This window comes from Flavobacteriales bacterium (assembly GCA_020635855.1).
Taxonomy (GTDB): Bacteria; Bacteroidota; Bacteroidia; order JACJYZ01; family JACJYZ01; genus JACJYZ01.
Genome location: JACJYZ010000003.1, coordinates 539277 through 556372, shown reverse-complemented (window position 1 = coordinate 556372; position 17096 = coordinate 539277). Strand labels below are relative to the sequence as shown.

The window sequence follows — 17096 nt, the reverse complement described above, 5'->3', positions numbered from 1 at the left end:
GAACCCGGTCCCTGACAGGTCAGGATTTTTTAACGGGATACAGGTGGCTGCGGATGATACCGGCCCGATGCAGGAAGTGCACAAGGGAGGTTGACAGCACACCCATGCCGTATTTGGCACTCCGAATGAAATTGATGGAAGAAGCTTCCGCAAAATATTTGGTCGGACAGGTAACTTCCGCAATCTCATAACCCGCCATGATGATCTGTGACAGCATCTGGTTATCGAACACAAAATCATCCGAATTCTTTTCATATGCAATGTGTTCAAGCACATCCCGCCGGAAAGCACGATACCCCGTATGATACTCGGATAACTTTTCACCGGTCAGCAAGTTCTGAACGAAAGTCAGGAACCGGTTGGCCAGGTACTTGTACACCGGCATGCCCCCTTTGAGCGCTCCTTTGCCAAGGATGCGGCTACCCAGCACCACCGGGTACACGTCGTTGGCAATGATGGAAGCCATGGCCAGCAGCAGCTTGGGGGTATACTGGTAATCAGGGTGAATCATGATAACAATATCGGCTCCCAGGCCGAGTGCCATCTCATAGCAGGTTTTCTGGTTCCCGCCATACCCCCGGTTGCGCGGATGGCGGATCACGTGCCGGATGCCGAGGCGGTTGGCAACATCAAGGGTGTTGTCATGACTGGCATCATCCACCAGCACCACATCATCCACCACATCCAGTGGAATCTCGCGATAGGTTTGTTCGAGTGTTTGCCCGGCGTTGTAAGCCGGCATCACCACCACTATTTTTTTTCCTTCGAGCAAATTGCGGGCGGGTTTTGAGAAGCTAAAAATATCATAATTTTGAGAAGTCAGCTCCTCAGGCGTGCAGATCCACAGCAAGCCATATCTTTTGGTCCTGCTTTCGGCATTCGGATTGATCCTATACGGCCAAACCCTTTCGTATGGTTTTGTATTGGACGACTACCTGTTCATTACCGGCAACATCTTCACCAAACAAGGTTTTGCAGGCATCCCCGATATCTGGACGCACGATGTATTCACAGGTGTTTACGGTGAGTCCCTGAACCGGTACAGGCCTTTGTCGGCCACCATGTTCGCCATTGAGTACCAGTTGTTCCCGATGAACCCTTTTGTGGGTCATTTCGTGGGCCTGGTCCTATACGTGCTCACCGCGTGGCTGATTGCACGGATCGTACGCGACTTTGCCCCCAAGGGCTGGGAATGGATATCGGTGGCGGCGGCATTGCTTTTTCTTGCCCATCCGCTGCATACGGAGGTGGTAGCCAACATCAAAAGCCGCGATGAGATCCTCTCGTTGCTGTTTTCCCTGCTGGCCCTCCGGCAATCATTCAAACCGGGTAAGGCTGCCCTATGGTTGAGTGGCCTCTGCTTTTTTCTGGCCATGACGGCAAAGGAAAGCGCCATCACTTTTCTGGCCGTAATCCCGGCAGCCCATTACTTTTTCCAATCGGGGCCCAATACCAGGTGGTACCGGTCCATACCACCCATGTTGGTGGCAGCCGGACTGTATATGGCCATGCGTCTTTCTTTCGTAGGCTTCGCCGATGTAGCTTCCCAGGAAAGTGACGTGATGTTCAACCCCTACCTGCTGGCCACCCCCGGACAACACTGGGCCAGCCTGTTCGCCAATACCGGTCGCTACCTGCGAATGCTGGTTTACCCACACCCGCTGGCTTTTGATTATTCATACAACCAAATACCTTACTCGGAATGGTCGCAGGCTGCTCCCTGGCTCACGCTGCTTGTAACGGGAGGGCTGACCTGGTTTGCATTGAAACACTGGAAAAAGCGTCACTGGTTGTCGTTTTGCATCTTCGCTTTCTTCGCCACTTTTTCTGTGGCATCCAACTTTGTGATCAACACCGGCACACCCTTGGCAGACCGTTTCCTGTACACGCCATCGGTGGCGTTCTGCCTGGCAGTTGGCTGGCTGCTGAACCGTTGGTCGGAAACCAAGGGAAGTGCGGCAAGCAGAAATGTGGTGCTGGCATTGCTCCTGGTTGCAGGCACGGCCAAAACCGTTACGCGTAATCCGGCCTGGAAAAGCAACCTCTCATTGTATGAGACCGATAGCAAAACATCATCACAAAGTGCCCTGGTCAGGATGTTTTACGGTTTGGAACTGATGAACCGATCTGACGGAGGAAAAGACCGGGCCATGATGGGGCAGGCGATACAGGAACTTACCGCCGCCACACAAATCAACCCGCGTTTTCATCATGCCTGGTACAACCTGGGGATGGCTTATCAGAAGGCGGGGATGCACGAGCAGGCCGTACAATGTTTCCAGAATGTGCTGAAGCTTCAGCCCACCCATATCAATACGCATTACAGCATCGCTCTGTCGCTTGGGAACGGATTGGGAAAACCAGCGGAAGCCCTGCCCTATCTGGAAAGGCTGGTGTATGAGTTTCACTCCACTGAGTCCGATCATCTCTGCGGGCTCGGTATCCTGTATGCGATGATGGGAAAATACGATCAGGCCATCCGGGTACTCGAGTCGGGTGTTCAGCAACACCCGAATGATGCCAACCTGAATTTCAACCTGGCAATCACGTATGCCAATTCGGGTCAGCAGGAAAAGGCTCAACCCTACTTCCAGAAAGCGTTTGCACTGGATCCTTCCCTGCAGCAAAAGACCGTTCCACCCCGGTAATACAAAACAACAAGGTCCGGCTCTTGAGAACCGGACCCTGTCAATAAACAAAACCCCCATTACTATGTACCATCTTTAACGGCAGTGTTAAAATGATGGTTTCATATTTTTAACTTTTTTTTGGAAGATGGCAAAATAATTTCTTAGTATTGTATAAATCAGTAGGGTTCGGTGTGGTTCTGTTTTGTCCCAACCTCCGGTACTCATAAATAACGATGAACGCGGCTTACCGCAGTATTATTAAGCATTATGAGCGAATTGCAAAGTGGCACCGTGAAATTCTACAACACGGAAAAAGGCTTCGGATTCATTACGCAATCCGATAGCGGCAAAGACGTTTTCTTCCACGTGAGCGGATTGGTAGACAAAGTGGCCGACGGTGATCCGGTTACTTACGAAGTGGTAGATGGAGATCGTGGCAAGAAGGCTGTTAATGTTCGCCTCAACCGCCAGTCCTAAGTCCAGCCTCAGATAATCCTGAATTTTATTTTTTGCGCTGCGTATATACACATGCGTAGCAGGAGAAGTCCGTGCGAAAAGCGTGAGATATTTGTGTCTCCGTACGTGCGTTCCCGGTAACGGATGGGAAGGTCTATGATCTTGAGGTTCATCTTGTGGGCCCCGAAGAGCAGATCAAAATCACCGAACGGGTCGAATTCTCCGAAATAGGAACGGTTCAGGGCCAGTTTCTCATAATCCGACCTGAACAACACTTTGGTACCGCACAGGGTATCTTTCACCGGGTTGTTCAACAACCACGAAAAAGCTTTGCTAAAGAATTTGTTTCCAAGCAGGTTGAGAAAACGCATGGCTTGCTTTTCCATCGGGTACACCAACCTTGATCCGTTGATGAAATCACCTTTACCGGAAGCGATTGCGTTGTAGAACTTCGGCAACTCTTCCGGCGGCACCGTCAGATCGGCATCCAGGATCATCAGGATGTCGCCCGTGGCCATGCCGTATCCTTTCCTTACCGCATCCCCTTTGCCCTTCCCTTCCTGCTGTGCCATGCGAACCGTGAATGGACCATCATAGGTCTTTACCACCTCCTGGATGCGTTGCCAGGTTTGGTCCGTACTATTGCCTTCCACAAAAATCACCTCAATGGATTTCCCGAATTCGGGGAGTCTTTCCAAGGCCGCGGCTATATTGCCCTCCTCGTTTCGGGCCGGAATCACCACGGTGGTTGTATACGCACGCTCCCACCCTGGTGCCGGTTCGGGGATCGGACGTGCGCAAATGTATTTGTTCAGGCAGAGTCCCTTCAGGAGCGGAAAGGTGGCCATGTATTTGTTCAGCAACCAGGACAGAACCGGAATATTCACCGGAAACAACATCCCCCTGTGTGCACGGAATGATTCGAATCCGGAGAGGGTAAGGATGTGGCGGATGTCGATCTCAGACAACCAGTTTTGCCGCGGACTCTTTCTTTTCAGGCCGAACCATTCCGCCAGTTCCAGTACCGGCTCCCAGAAGAAGTTGTAGTAGGAGACAAGAATGCGGGTGCGCGGGTGACATACTTTTCTGACGGACTCCATCACATCCTGCACATTATCGAGGTATCCGATCACATGCGACAGCACCACCACATCGTAGGTACGGTCCAACTGTATATCGGCAGCATCCATCAGCCGGATGTCCAGTTCGGGGTGGGTCTCATGCGCTACGCGTACCATGGCCGGACTGAAATCAATGCCTGTCTTTGATTTGCCTTTGAGGGCCGCCAGGGTCTCGCCCGTGCCACAGCCGATTTCAAGCACTGAGTGATCGGGATGAATGTAATAGTTGAAAAAGTTCACCACTGCACGCCAATAGTACCTGTATCGCTTCCGGTACTTGGGGTAGGAAGGCGCAAACTGTTCGAAATGCTTGTATATCGTTTTGGTTTCCTTACTTGCGTCCATCTGTAATTTTCTTTCTGACCACGATCACCTGGAACAATGCCAGCCATGCAAACAAAGGACGGAGGCATGCTTCACCCACGCTCACCGGCCCGAAGGCCCATCCCGGCAACAGCGATTTGTATGAGAAGCCGCCGCTGAGCAGGTAACGAAATGGGGTATGCAGGCGAATCCGTTCCACAACAAGATGCGGAAATAATTTCAGAAACCTGTCCCTGTCCCGTGTAAAAATGATCCATGGCAAAGCATCATTGGCACCCGACATCGGGCCCGTTGCAGGAAACGACCATTGCTGTGCATGCACATCGAAAGGTTCATGATGAAAACGCGTATACACCCATTTGCTGAAAGGGGTTACCGCCGGCTCTACCATGTACAGGATACCTCCGGGGGCCAGCGCCTGTTCGGCCTTTGTAAGAAAACTTTCGGTATCCGGAATGTGATGCAATGCATTGAGCATGAAGATGGCCTTCAGACTGCCAGGTTCAAACGGAAGTTCTTCCGCTGCAAACATCCTGTCACAACCGGGTATGGCCTGGATATCGGAGGTAATGATATCGGGGTACAGGTCTTTCAGGAATCCTCCGCCCGAACCAATTTCAAGGCACTGCCCTTGCACATCTTCGGGAATATGATGAATGAAACCACGGTACCATGAAGTGTAAAGTTTATACAGAAACGGTTTGTTCAACAGAATTTCCCGGTGGCGCAGGGTGGCAGCCACTTCATCAAGGTCGTGCCCAATATTTTCCCGGCGTAAGATCACTGGCCCGATTGAAGCTGCTGAATAAGGGCATCCGGCACGTCATATCCGAGCGCTTTGGCCCTTTGAGCGTCTTCCAGTGCGTGGGTGTTGTCGCCCAACCGGCGATAGGCCAATGCCCGGTTGTAAATCGCTCCTGAATTTGAGGGATTGATCGCGATGCACTGGGAGAAATCCCTTTGGGCATTCCTGGGGTCGCCATAGTTAAAATAGGCCACTCCCCTGTAAAACCAGGCATCATCATTCCCTGGAATCTCTTTCAACACAGCTGAGAAATCTTCAATGGCCTCCTTGAACCGACCGGTCTGCAGATAGGTGAAGCCACGGTTCTGGTATACATCAAGTCGCTTTTCCGGGGTCAGCTGCAATGCACGGTTGTAATCGCTCAGTGCCAGTTCATACCGATGCTGCATGCTGTAAGTGATGGCCCGGTTGATAAGGGCATCGGTGTTTTTGGGATCAATGCCGATGGCCTTGGTGAAATCGTTCAGCGCCTCCTGGTGTTGCTGGCGCATGCCATGGATGTTGCCCCGGTTCACATAAATACCCGCATCATCCTGTTTCAACTGAAGGAAGATGTTATAGTCGGCCAACGCCTGATCAAACCTCTTTCTTTTCCCGTAAAAATTGCCTCTGTTTTTATAGGCCACCGGTACATCGTATTGATACTTGCTGATCACATCAGTCCATAATACCTCGCTGTTTTCCCAAACCTTGCTTCGTTGAAAAGTGATCCATGAGAAAATAACCGCACCGGCTCCAAGAAACACCAACAAGGGGGCTGCCATCCGGTTATCCTTCCCATCAGACTGTACCAACCGGTCAATGAGATAGCCCACAATAAAAAACAAACCGATGTAGGGCACATACGTGTACCGCTCACACATGATGTTGGGGCCTACCGGTACAAATTGGAGCGTAAGGGCTACGTTGGCGAGGAAAAACAAATAGCCGAAAACAAACACACGGCTTTTTCTGAAGGTCATCAATACCAGCCCGAATATCGCCAGCGCGAACACCGGAGCCACCCAAAAAATAACCGGCAGATGTCCGTTCACCAGGTTCGGATACGGATAATAGTTCGTAAGGCCAAAAGGAACAACCAGCTTTACCAGGTACATGATGTTGCCATAACCGGCAAACATGACCCGCTCCAGAAAAGTGAAGGAACTTGGTGCTGCAATGGAATTCACCGAATCTATGGCAAGTACGGTTACAATACCGTGCAGAACGGCAAGCACAAAATACGGCACCAGCAACATCACATGCTTTTTGGTGATTTTGCCCTCACGCCAATACACAATCAGCCCCAGCACGACCGGCAGGGTAACGGCAGCCGACTTGGCCAGCAATCCGAGTACGAACAATACCAGCGAGAAGATATAGTGACGCTTGGGTGACGGACTTCCCCGGAGGTATTTGACCCACTCAATTGAAGACCAGAGGAAAAACAATGTGAATAGCACATCCTTTCGCTCCGTGATCCAGGCCACCGATTCCACGTGCATGGGATGAATGCCAAAGAACAATGCGCACACCGCAGCGGGAATAAGCCTGCCGGGTGTCAGCATCCGGATGAATATGAACACCAGCAGGGTATTCAGTAAATGCAGCAATAGGTTGGTCCGGTGCATGGGTCGTGCATACTCCGGGAACAGGTCGAGTTTTCGATAATCAGGTTTGATAAAAGAATTTTCAACGGCAAAGGAAAGCTGCGACAAGGGCACGTAAGAGCGGCCGTTCAATTCTGTGCCGAAGAACAATTCCTTCACATTGTCTCCCGTCAGGTCCCAAACGAGGTGATTTTCCAGCAGGTACTTGGGATCATCCCAATTCACAAAGCTGTTTTTCAGGGATGGCTGATAGGCCAGCCAGGTAAGGGCTAGAATCGCGAGGATCGTGATCAGTGGTTTTCGATCAGCGGGAAGGGAAACACCTTGCTGCTTTGGGGCCATTTCAAACGATTTGGTCGGACCAAATGTACTATTTCTCCATTACAAGGCAGGAACAGGTCGGGGCAACTCCAACTATTCAACGACTTTCGCCTGTTTCAGGGTGAGCAGGTTCATGGGGTTACATCCCAGGTTCTGTACCTGCCGGCTCACCATGCGCACCACCTGATCGTAGTACAACACAATCACGGGAGCTTCCTCGATCAGTATGCGGTCCATTTCCTTGTACATTTCTACCCGTTTCGTTTCATTCACTTCCTGCAGGGCCCGCTCATACAAAGCATCAAAACGGGGATTGCTGAAATGGGTGTAATTCGGACCGTGGGGAGAAAAGTTCTTGCTGTAGAACAGAGCCAGGTAGTTCTCGGCATCGGTATAATCTGCAATCCAGGATCCCCGGAAAAAGGCCAGTTTGGATTTGGATACCATTTCACGGTGAGTAGCAGAGGTATTCACTTCCAGCTTGATATCCACTCCGATCTCTCCCAATTCATTTTGCATGGCTTCACAAAGGTTCAGGTAGGAGCCTGTGGTTGACAAACGAATGACCGGCAGTCCTTTCCCTCCCGGATAACCTGCCTCCACAAGCAAGCGGGCGGCCTTTACGGGATCATAGGTATATCCGGCCGTACTATCGGAAATGTAACCGGGCAAGCCTTTCGGGATAAACCCTCCTTCACCCGGCGTACCAATGTTGTTGCGCAGGTATTTGATCATTTTACGCCGATTGAAACCGTAGTTCATGGCCTGCCTGACTTTTTTATTCCGGAACGGACTCGTACGACCGGCCTCAAAAGTGGTATCCATCAGAAAACCCAGGTATTCCGTATTCAGATAAGGTGTGGTCAGCATATAAAACCGATCGGAGAACTTGTTCCGGAGTCTGCCGTCGAGTGTCAGTAACTCGTCCTTGTAGCTGGCTTCCACTCCGGAAAGAAAATCAAAATTCCCCTTCAGGAATTCCATGTATGCGATCTGCTTGTCTTTGATGAACGAAATAGCAACGGCATCTAAATAAGGAAGCCGGTTGCCGGCCGAATCGGTTTCAAAATAGGATGGATTGCGATGAAGCACCAGCCGCATGCCATCTTTCCAAAGCTTAAAATAAAAAGGGCCTGTTCCCACCGGATTTCTTCCGAATTCAGAACCATACTTCTCCACAGCCTCACGAGGAACCACGTAGCAATAGGGCATCGACAACATCCCCAGAAAGGGAGGATAGGATTTGGACAGTGTAATCTTCAGCGTGCTGTCATTCATCGCCACCAACCCACTGAGGTGACCTTCCGCATCCCGCTCAATATTTTGAAACACCCATAAACCCGGTGACGCCACACGGTCATCGACAATCCGGTTGAAGCTGTAGACAAAATCGGAGGCGACCACCTTTCTTCCTATACCGCCGGGAAAAACCGGGCTGTCGTGAAAATACACGTCGTTGCGTAGCGTGAAGGTATATTGCAATCCTTTTTTATCCACCTTCCACGATTTTGCAATGGCCGGCTGCACACGGAGCGTGTCATCCAATTGCACAAGTCCGTCGTAGATCTGGTGAACAGCCCATATGATGGCCTGATCCCGCGCGAATGCCGGGTCAAGCGTAGATATTCCCGCAGCCTCGTTGTAGCGGAACACCGTTTTGTGCTCTTTTGCCGCAGGGGCCTTGCCACCACCCCCGCATCCAACGGAAAGCAAGCCCAGGAATACACAAAAAAAGGAATACAGAAGCGTCTTCATGACCGGCGACAATGATACGAAAACACATCCCAAACCCTTCGTGATCCGCGCCTCCATTTTAAACAGATTATCAACATGCGCGGACGATCCGTGACTGACAAGGATTTTAGCATGAATTAGCCTACCTTTGCGGCCATGCAAACGGTGGCATTTTATACGCTGGGTTGTAAACTCAACTTTTCGGAAACCTCCTCCATAGCCAGAGATTTCGAGGCAGCGGGCTATACCCGTGTTGATTTTGAAGAGGGGGCCGATGTTTGCGTAATCAACACCTGCTCCGTAACGGACAATGCCGACAAAAAATGTCGTGCCATTGTACGACGGGCACTGAGGAGAAATAAGGATGCTTTCGTAGCCATGATTGGTTGCTATGCACAATTGCGGCCGGAAGAAATATCTAACATACCTGGGGTCTCCATTGTGTTGGGGGCTTCTGAAAAATTCAACCTGCCGGCGCACATTGAAAAAGCCAGAAAAGGAGAACTGAAAGCAGTTCACGGTTGTGAAGTAATGCAGGTAAAAGACTTTAAACCGGCATTTTCGCTTGGCGACCGCACCCGCTCATTCTTGAAAGTACAAGACGGATGCGATTATTTTTGTGCATTCTGTACCATACCGATGGCAAGAGGCAGAAGTCGGTCAGGAACCATTGATGAAATCGTTGCAACTGCCCGGGAAATTGCGGGGAAAGGTGTGCGCGAGGTGGTACTGACCGGTGTGAACATCGGCGATTTCGGGAGGAACACAGGTCAAACATTCCTGGAACTTATTCGGGAACTGGACGATGTGGATGGCATTGAACGCTTTCGGATCTCATCCATTGAACCCAATCTGTTGTCGGAGGAAATCATTGCATTTGTAGCACATTCCAAGCGATTTGCCCCTCACTTTCATGTCCCCCTTCAATCGGGTTCCGATGTCATCCTCAAAAGCATGCGCAGGAAATATGACGCATCCCTGTATTCGGAACGAATCCGGCTGATCAAAAAACACATGCCGCATGCGTGTATTGGCGTGGATGTAATTGTTGGCTTTCCTGGAGAAAGTGATGCCCTTTTTGAAACAACCCATGCATTCCTGAGGGCGCTACCCTTATCCTATCTGCATGTGTTCACTTATTCAGAACGGCCTGGTACAACAGCACTGAGGCTGGAAGATTCTGTTCCTACCAAAGTGAGGGACGAGCGCAGCAAAGCGTTGCACATCCTTTCAGATAAGCTGCGAAGAAAGTTTTATGAAGATCATCTGACAGAAAACCGACGTGTTCTTTGGGAGGGTGAAAAAGAATCGGATCTCATGGTTGGCTTCACTGACAATTACATCAAGGTTTGCCGTTCCTTCAATTCTGACCTAATCAATCAAACGGAAGATGTTTACCTGGATCGGATCCAGGCGAACGGATGGGTTTCGGTAAGAACGGCTGAATCAGCCGCCCTTTACCACCAGGCATAAAAAAACCCCGCGTTTTGCGGGGCTTTGACCAAGTTTATCAGGTTTTAGTTAAGAACCACCACCTGTTCGGCGACGGTCTGAAGGGGAAATGTGTTATGCGCTTTGGCAAAGGCTACGGCATTGATGAGCGGCCGCTCCGGACATTCGACCTGGTTGTGCTCCAGGAAATCGATCAACTCATCCATCAGCAATTCGTCTTTTTCCATGACGATTTCTTGCTCTTCCAGGCTCAATTCAAAATAAGCCATTACCGTGGGAAATTGCCCGCCGCGGGCATACAGGGTAGCTTTCTTGTTCATAGGCATGATGCGTTGTTGAATGGTTCATGCCTAATAAACGAAGGTACCTATCCCATATTGTTCACCACAAAAATTTATGCTGTATACAAATTGACATGTTGCTTTTCCATGAGCTTGCGCAGGTTGATTAATGCATAGCGCATACGACCCAGGGCCGTATTGATACTTACATTGGTGATCGCTGCAATTTCCTTGAAACTCATGTCAGCATAATGCCGCATCATCAGCACTTCCCTTTGTTCATCGGGAAGTTCACGGATTAACCTGCGCAGATCATTACGAATCTGGGTCTTAACCAATTGATCCTCGATGTGCAATTCGTCGTTGCTGATAAAGTCGAAAATATCAACCCCGTCATCTTCTGACGACTGTATCCTGTTCGGAACCGTCGGCATCCGGTTGTTCCTTCTGAAATGATCAATCACCAGGTTGTGAGCGATGCGAAGTACCCATGGCATGAATTTGCCTTCTTCGTTGTAATTGCCCTTGTCGAGCGTTACGATGATCTTCACAAAGGTATCCTGCAGGATATCCTGTGCCAATTCATCGTTCTTCACCAACATCAGAATGTAGGTGTAGATTTTACCTTTATGTCTCTTGAAAAGAATTTCGATTCCCGTGGAATCGCCGCCGATATAGCGCTTGATAAGCTCCTGATCGCTTTGAACATTGCGTTGCATAAAACCTCCCTTGTTTACAGGTTACCAAATAAAAACAACTGGTCAGGGTCAAAGTCTATGCAATACGCTTTCTTTTATCAGGTTATGTTTGAAATGTGATGCGATTATACCTTGGAAACACAGCTGTTTCCGAGCACTATACTACAAAGATAACGCATTCCTATTTCGTTTGTTGCAAGAATTGGTTAAAAATCCTGCTCTTTTACATTAATTAACACTTCAAAGACTTAAAATTGAAAAACACGTTACCTTTATAGGGTTCAAATGTCCGCTAATTCCACAACAAGTTCTATGCCGAATCGGAAAACCGCTAAAGAAGCGAAGAAAGAGGATGATTGGATCGAGATTCGTGGCGCCCGGGTACACAACCTCCAAAATGTCCATCTGAAAATTCCACGGGATCGGCTGACGGTAATCACCGGGCTGTCGGGCAGTGGCAAATCCTCACTGGCTTTTGACACGCTTTTCGCCGAGGGACAAAGGAGATATGTTGAAAGCCTTTCCTCCTATGCACGGCAATTCCTGGGTCGTATGGAAAAACCGGATGTGGACCAGATCATCGGCTTATCGCCCGCCATCGCCATCGAGCAAAAAGTAAATACCCGCAACCCTCGCTCAACGGTGGGAACATCCACCGAAATTTATGATTACCTGAAATTGCTGTATGCCAGGGTGGGCAAAACGTACTCGCCCATCTCCGGGAATGAAGTCAAACGGCACACGGTCGAGGATGTACTGGATGCCGTGCACAAATACACGGAAGACACAAAGGCCTTGCTCATCGCAACCAATCCCATCCCTCCCGGAAGGTCTGCCGAAGAACATATCGGCGTGTTGCTGCAACAGGGGTTTTCACGCTTTTTTCTGGGTGATGAAATACTTGAACTTGTGGATGCAGCCCCCCGGCTGGATGCGTTGGATCAGGAAGGATGCATCCGTCTGGTGATCGATCGATTTGTAATTAAACACAATGATGATGAACATCGGAGCCGATTGGCCGACTCTGTGGAAACCGCTTTTTTTGAAGGCGAGGGCGCCTGTTCAATCATATGCTATACCGACAAAGGAGCCGAACGGCTCGACTTCTCCAACCGTTTCGAACAGGATGGCATGACCTTCGATGAGCCCACCATTCACCTTTTCAGTTTCAACAATCCATATGGCGCATGCCGCACCTGCGAAGGCTTCGGCAGCATCATTGGTATTGATGAAAAACTTGTGATCCCAGATCAATCGGTGTCGGTATACGATGATGCGGTTTTGTGCTGGCGCGGTGAAAAAATGGGAAAATGGAAGGAAAAGGTGGTGATGAACGCCTATAAATCTGACTTCCCCATTCACAAACCCTACGCAGAACTGAATGAGACCGAGCGCGACCAGCTCTGGCATGGCACGAAAGACTTCAAGGGAATCTATGCTTTCTTCAAGTATCTGGAAGAGAAAAGTTATAAGATTCAGTACCGGGTGATGCTTTCGCGTTACCGGGGAAGAACGGTGTGTCCGGATTGCAGGGGAAGTCGCATCCGGAAAGAGGCCGGATATGTGAAAATCAAAGACACTTCTATCCGCGAGCTTGTGCACATGCCGGTGTCAAAGTTGAGTCTGTTTTTCGATTCGCTTTCGCTCTCAAAGCACGATGAAGAAATCAGCAAACGGGTTTTGTCTGAAATCCGGAGCCGGCTGTCATATCTGGAAAAAGTAGGCCTGGGTTATCTCAACCTGAACCGTCTTTCCAGCAGTTTATCAGGAGGCGAATCCCAACGCATCAACCTATCCACTTCTTTGGGCAGCAGCCTTGTGGGTTCCATGTACATCCTGGATGAACCCAGTATCGGTCTCCATCCGCGGGATACCACACGGCTGATCCAGGTCTTACACGCACTGCGCGACCTCGGCAATACGGTGATTGTGGTGGAACATGACGAAGAGATCATGGATGCCGCCGACCGGATTGTGGACATGGGACCGGGAGCCGGATACCTCGGCGGCAAGGTTGTTTTCGAAGGCACACATGAAGATCTGGTGCATAACGGCGATAGCTATACCACCGGATACCTCACCGGCAAATTAAAGATTCCCCGACCGACCGGGGAAAGAAATGCAACCGGAAAAATCATGCTGACCGGTGCAAGGGAAAACAATCTGAAAAACATTTCCGTCCAGATCCCACTCGGCCAGCTCACGGTGGTAACCGGTGTCAGCGGATCGGGGAAATCATCTCTGATCAAAGGCATCCTCTACCCCGCGCTACAAAAGGCACTGGGCGGGTACGCACCTGAAATCGGCCGGTTCGATGAACTGAAAGGTGACACCAACCGTATCTCAAGTGTAGAATTCGTCGACCAGAATCCGATTGGCAAATCGTCACGCTCCAATCCGGTCACATACGTCAAGGCATTTGATGAAATCCGGAGCTTGTTCGCCCAACAGGGGCTTTCCAAGATGAGGGGATATACACCCGCCTATTTCTCTTTCAATGTGGATGGAGGCCGATGTGAAGAATGCAAGGGAGAAGGAGAAGTGACCGTTGAGATGCAATTCATGGCAGACCTGCATCTGGTTTGCGAATCGTGCAATGGAAAACGTTTCCGCGAAGAAATTCTGGAAGTCACCTACAAAGAGAAAAACATTTACGAAGTGCTGAACATCACTGTGGACGAAGCACTGGAATTGTTTGGTAAAGGAACCAAGATCAGTGCGGTGGAAAGAAAGATCGTGGAAAAACTCACTCCACTGCAGGACACGGGACTCGGATACATCCGGCTGGGACAATCATCCAACACCCTCAGCGGCGGGGAAGCACAACGCATCAAGCTTGCCTCATTCCTTGCAAAGGGAAACCAGGAGGGCAAATCCGTTTTTATCTTTGATGAACCCACCACCGGTTTGCATTTCCATGACATCAACAAACTGCTCACTTCTTTCCAGGCCCTGCTGGACCGCGGTCATAGCATCGTGGTGATCGAACATCACCCGGACGTGATCAAATGCGCGCAGCACGTGATAGACCTGGGACCCGAAGGCGGAGATGAAGGTGGTCGTTTGGTGTTCCAGGGAAAACCGGAAGACCTCGTTAACTGTAAGAACTCCTATACAGGCAAATACCTCAAGGGAAAACTTTAGCACACTTTTTTTCCGGGAATAAAAAAAGGAGGGCAAAATGTTTTGCCCTCCCGGTATTGGTTGACAGTCCTCCCCAGGTATTACTGCACAACCAATTTCAAATGAGTTTGTTGATCGCCCATACGGATATTGATCAGGTAGAGTCCGGGCGCCAACGGATCAGCAGATAACCGCTGAACAGAATGGCTGCGGATTTCCATTTCACGATTCACCACGCGCTCACCCAAACAATTAAATACCTCAACCACTGCATTTCCGTTCACGCCGGAGCGCACAAACACTTCTCCGTTCTCACTCGGATTGGGGAACACCTGAAGGGCGCCGTCAAGATTTTGCACCAGGCCTGTGAACAGGTCCACCACAGTGGCCTCTACATGATCACATCCTGCCGCATCGGTTACAGTCACGCTGTAGTTTCCTGCACAAAGCCCGGTGGCCGTAGCTGCAGTTTGGGAAGACGCATCGTCCCATGCATAGCTGTACGGTGGCGTGCCACCCGTTACCGAAACACCGGCGGTACCGTCACAGGTGCCGTTATGATCATCCGTTGTAAGATTGGATACGCTCAGGTTATCAGATCCAACGGTGGCAGTTACAGGAGTACGAAGACTTAAGCACGAAGGCTCCTGAACTTCCCAATCGTAGAAATAGTAGTAATACCCGCTGGCACTGGTATTCGTACCGGTGATGGAAGCCATGCCTGCCACGTCGATCGGATAGGTTGCACCTGCGTTGTTTCGGTACAGATCAATCGTTGTACCCGTAACCTTAATGAAATACCCTGTGCCTGGAGCAACAGGAAAATCAAGGGTAACACGGCTTTCGCCGGATGGAATGTTCACAGTTGTGGTTTGCAGCACATTGCCTCCATCACCATCCAGAAGTTCAATGGTGCGGTTGCCGGCAGCCCCTGCATATACCTTCACCGACTTGAGTGTAAACGCTGCACTGGCATCAAAGAGCAATCCACGCAGATCGTTGTTGGTGAACAAACCACCACCGCCAAGTGCAGAGTCAACCGGACCACCCTTCACGGAAGCCTGGCTCACCAACTCCTGTACATAGAAAGTGGTGGTTGTGGTAACCGACGGGCCATAGGTTGCGCCCGTGCCTACTTTGGTTCCGCCTGTCGGTGCATCATACCATTCATATGTACCTCCGTTGCCGGAAGCCGTGAGATTCGCCGTACCCGAGCCACAGATCGTATCACCCGTAGCAGCCGGCCCATTGGGGCGATTGATGGTTACATAGGAAATTTTCGTGATGGAGTCCTGGCCATATGAATTGGTAACGATCAGTTTTACGGTAAAGCTACCGTTGGCCTCATACGTATGCTGAGGATTCTGTTGGGTGGATGTGTTTCCATCTCCGAAACTCCATGACCAAGCGGTGGGACCTACGGTACTTTTATCATAGAATTGGATGGCACCGGAGCAACTGTTTTGAATGTCCGATTCGAACGCTGCCACAGGAGGTGCAGATGGTGGTATACATCCGTCCGAATTCTGAAGGCTCACCCTTGAACCATTGATTACACCCTGCATGCGACTGACCTGGCCTTTGGAGAACATCACCATGCAGGCATCGTTCACGTAGTCCATATAATTCACATACATATCGCCGTTGGGACCATTGCTGCATGTCACGTGAGGAAAGCTCGGGCATCCCGTGTTGGAAGTTTGCTGCGTTGGCGTATCACTCACCTGGTCGTTGCCACAGTTTGAGTCGCCCCAAATGTGATAAAGTCCCAACCAGTGTCCGACTTCATGCGTACCCGTTCTACCCAAGTTATAAGGACTTTGTGACTTTACGGTTCCGAAATACGTGGTGTGTAGCACCACGCCATCGGTTGCGGCAGAACCTCCGGGAAACTGAGCGTATCCGAGCAAACTGTTGCTGAGGTCACAGACCCACAGGTTCAAATATTTGTCGCGTGGCCAGGCATCATGCCCACCCTTGCTTGTATACTTTACATCATCATTGTCACTGAAAGCGCTGTGATTGGTGGACGTGCGCGTGATTCCCGTGGAAGGATTCCCGTCCGGATCCCTCTGCGCCAGGCAGAATTCAATCTCGGCATCTCCCTGAAGGGTCTGAAACACGGAAGGAGCGGAACTTTTATCCGAATTCATCAACCGGAAATCGGCGTTCATGGCATCGATCTGGGACTGCACGCTGGCATCCGAATGATCCTGCGAAGAACCATTATAGACGATGTGAACAACTGTGGGAATGGTGATCACAGCATGCGGACGATTCACTTCATTCTTATGGGCCGCAATGTATGCCGCAACCTGCGACTCCATTTGATCCAGACGTTGTTTGTATGTCGGATCGGCCTTTATCAGTTTTGCCATATACTCCGTGGTGCCGCATCTTTTGGTCGGTTGCTGGGCAAAAACGGGGGAGACGAAAACCACTGCCATTGCAATGGCCATCTTGGTAAAGATTTTATTCATACGTTACTATATAAAGTCAAACAATGGGATGCGCACTCTACAGCCGCTATAAATTTATCCAAGCGCAGATAAAATCAAAAAA

General features: G+C 50.2%; 12 protein-coding genes. 4 read left to right on the top strand and 8 right to left on the bottom strand.

Translation table 11 applies throughout. The features are described 5' to 3' along the window. Nucleotides 1–19 precede the first annotated feature (19 nt). Nucleotides 20–772 carry a glycosyltransferase family 2 protein gene (locus tag H6585_10695; protein MCB9448800.1) on the bottom strand — a complete coding sequence of 251 codons (753 nt, stop codon included), beginning with the start codon at nt 770–772 and terminating at the stop codon, nt 20–22. 88 nt (nt 773–860) lie between these two features. On the opposite strand from H6585_10695, the gene H6585_10690 reads away from it, so the two are divergent. Then, entirely contained in the window at nt 861–2648 is a 1788-nt protein-coding gene (locus H6585_10690) for a tetratricopeptide repeat protein (protein MCB9448799.1), read from the top strand. A 258-nt stretch (nt 2649–2906) separates the two neighbouring features. Next, complete coding sequence (locus tag H6585_10685) at nt 2907–3107, top strand: cold shock domain-containing protein (protein ID MCB9448798.1); 201 nt, start codon at nt 2907–2909, stop codon at nt 3105–3107. Nucleotides 3108–3115: 8 nt separating this feature from the next. On the opposite strand, the gene H6585_10680 is transcribed toward H6585_10685, so the two are convergent. The 4 genes from H6585_10680 to H6585_10665 form a co-directional block, all read right to left on the bottom strand. Next, a complete protein-coding gene (locus tag H6585_10680; protein ID MCB9448797.1) occupies nt 3116–4552 on the bottom strand; it encodes a glycosyltransferase in 1437 nt (478 codons plus the stop codon). Continuing rightward, entirely contained in the window at nt 4539–5312 is a 774-nt protein-coding gene (locus H6585_10675; protein MCB9448796.1) for a class I SAM-dependent methyltransferase, read from the bottom strand. Before H6585_10675 ends, H6585_10680 begins: the two co-directional genes overlap by 14 nt. Continuing rightward, complete coding sequence (locus tag H6585_10670) at nt 5312–7267, bottom strand: tetratricopeptide repeat protein (protein MCB9448795.1); 1956 nt, start codon at nt 7265–7267, stop codon at nt 5312–5314. Before H6585_10670 ends, H6585_10675 begins: the two co-directional genes overlap by 1 nt. A gap of 72 nt (nt 7268–7339) precedes the next feature. Next, nucleotides 7340–9001, bottom strand: a complete 1662-nt coding sequence (locus H6585_10665) for an ABC transporter substrate-binding protein (GenBank protein ID MCB9448794.1) — start codon at nt 8999–9001, stop codon at nt 7340–7342. A 135-nt stretch (nt 9002–9136) separates the two neighbouring features. Here H6585_10665 and mtaB point away from each other — a divergent pair, with 135 nt between their 5' ends. Continuing rightward, on the top strand, nt 9137–10453 hold the full coding sequence (gene mtaB, locus H6585_10660) for a tRNA (N(6)-L-threonylcarbamoyladenosine(37)-C(2))-methylthiotransferase MtaB (protein MCB9448793.1): 1317 nt from the start codon (nt 9137–9139) through the stop codon (nt 10451–10453). Between the two features lie 44 nt (nt 10454–10497). Here mtaB and H6585_10655 read toward each other — a convergent pair whose 3' ends face one another. Continuing rightward, nucleotides 10498–10752 carry a hypothetical protein gene (locus tag H6585_10655; protein MCB9448792.1) on the bottom strand — a complete coding sequence of 85 codons (255 nt, stop codon included), beginning with the start codon at nt 10750–10752 and terminating at the stop codon, nt 10498–10500. Nucleotides 10753–10826: 74 nt separating this feature from the next. Next, complete coding sequence (locus H6585_10650; protein MCB9448791.1) at nt 10827–11432, bottom strand: sigma-70 family RNA polymerase sigma factor; 606 nt, start codon at nt 11430–11432, stop codon at nt 10827–10829. Nucleotides 11433–11723: 291 nt separating this feature from the next. Between H6585_10650 and uvrA the strand changes: the two genes are divergently transcribed. Next, a complete protein-coding gene (uvrA, locus tag H6585_10645) occupies nt 11724–14555 on the top strand; it encodes an excinuclease ABC subunit UvrA (protein ID MCB9448790.1) in 2832 nt (943 codons plus the stop codon). 80 nt (nt 14556–14635) lie between these two features. Here uvrA and H6585_10640 read toward each other — a convergent pair whose 3' ends face one another. After that, the gene (locus tag H6585_10640; protein MCB9448789.1) at nt 14636–17014 is read right to left on the bottom strand and encodes a T9SS type A sorting domain-containing protein; all 2379 of its coding nucleotides are present in this window, start codon (nt 17012–17014) and stop codon (nt 14636–14638) included. Between the last annotated feature and the right edge of the window lie 82 nt (nt 17015–17096).

Coding starts and splice junctions, on each gene's coding strand:
- H6585_10680 (MCB9448797.1), bottom strand. CDS start 4,552: ATGGACGCAAGTAAGGAAACCAAAACGATATACAAGCATTTCGAACAG.
- H6585_10670 (MCB9448795.1), bottom strand. CDS start 7,267: ATGGCCCCAAAGCAGCAAGGTGTTTCCCTTCCCGCTGATCGAAAACCA.
- H6585_10665 (MCB9448794.1), bottom strand. CDS start 9,001: ATGAAGACGCTTCTGTATTCCTTTTTTTGTGTATTCCTGGGCTTGCTT.
- mtaB (MCB9448793.1), top strand. CDS start 9,137: ATGCAAACGGTGGCATTTTATACGCTGGGTTGTAAACTCAACTTTTCG.
- H6585_10655 (MCB9448792.1), bottom strand. CDS start 10,752: ATGAACAAGAAAGCTACCCTGTATGCCCGCGGCGGGCAATTTCCCACG.
- H6585_10650 (MCB9448791.1), bottom strand. CDS start 11,432: ATGCAACGCAATGTTCAAAGCGATCAGGAGCTTATCAAGCGCTATATC.
- uvrA (MCB9448790.1), top strand. CDS start 11,724: ATGCCGAATCGGAAAACCGCTAAAGAAGCGAAGAAAGAGGATGATTGG.
- H6585_10640 (MCB9448789.1), bottom strand. CDS start 17,014: ATGAATAAAATCTTTACCAAGATGGCCATTGCAATGGCAGTGGTTTTC.